This window comes from Streptomyces sp. NRRL S-118 (assembly GCF_000716335.1).
In the GTDB taxonomy this organism is placed as follows: domain Bacteria; phylum Actinomycetota; class Actinomycetes; order Streptomycetales; family Streptomycetaceae; genus Streptomyces.
Genome location: NZ_KL591012.1, coordinates 165,827 through 166,630, shown reverse-complemented (window position 1 = coordinate 166,630; position 804 = coordinate 165,827). Strand labels below are relative to the sequence as shown.

The following is an 804-nucleotide window of genomic DNA, read 5'->3' as shown; positions in this document are numbered from 1 at the left end:
CCCCACCCACTGCGCACCCTGACCCGGGAACACGAACACCGGCTTGACGGCGGAACCGGCGACCTGGGCCTCGACGACGTTCGCGGCGGGCTCGGCCGAGCTGAGGTCGCTCAGGCCGGTCAGCAGGGCGCCGCGGTCGGTGGCCACGACGACGGCGCGGCGTTCGAGGTGGGCGCGCGTGGTGGCCTGGGCGAAGCCGATGTCGAGGTGGTCCAGCTCGGGTCGGGCGATCATGTGCGCCCGGAGGCGGTCGGCCTGCTCGCGCAGGGCGGCGTCGCCGCGGGCGGAGAGCGGTACGAGGACCGGCGGCCGGACGCCCGTGCCGTTCTCCCCGGCCGGCACGTGCGGCGGGGTCGCCTCCGTGCCCGGGGCCTCTTCCAGGATGACGTGGGCGTTCGTACCGCTGACGCCGAACGACGACACGCCGGCGCGGCGGATCCGCTCACCCGCGGGCCACGGGCGCGCCTCGGTCAGCAGGGCGACCTCGCCCGATGCCCAGTCCACGTGCGGGGAGGGCGCGTCGACGTGCAGGGTCGGCGGGAGCGTCGCGTGCCGCATCGCCATCACCATCTTGATGACGCCGGCCACTCCGGCCGCGGCCTGGGTGTGGCCGAAGTTCGACTTGATGGACCCGAGCCACAGGGGGCCGTTCGTACGGTTCTGGCCGTACGTGGCGAGCAGCGCCTCGGCCTCGATCGGGTCGCCCAGGGGCGTTCCCGTGCCGTGGCCCTCGACCGCGTCCACATCGGCCGGGGTCAGGCCGGCCGACGCGAGGGCCTGGCGGATCACCCGCTCCTGGGAGGG

The 804-nt window shown here is 75.4% G+C and carries 1 protein-coding gene; it reads right to left on the bottom strand.

The window, feature by feature from the left end:
- A partial coding sequence (locus tag IH00_RS0121405; RefSeq protein WP_199819790.1) for a type I polyketide synthase occupies positions 1-804 on the bottom strand: 804 nt, incomplete at both ends.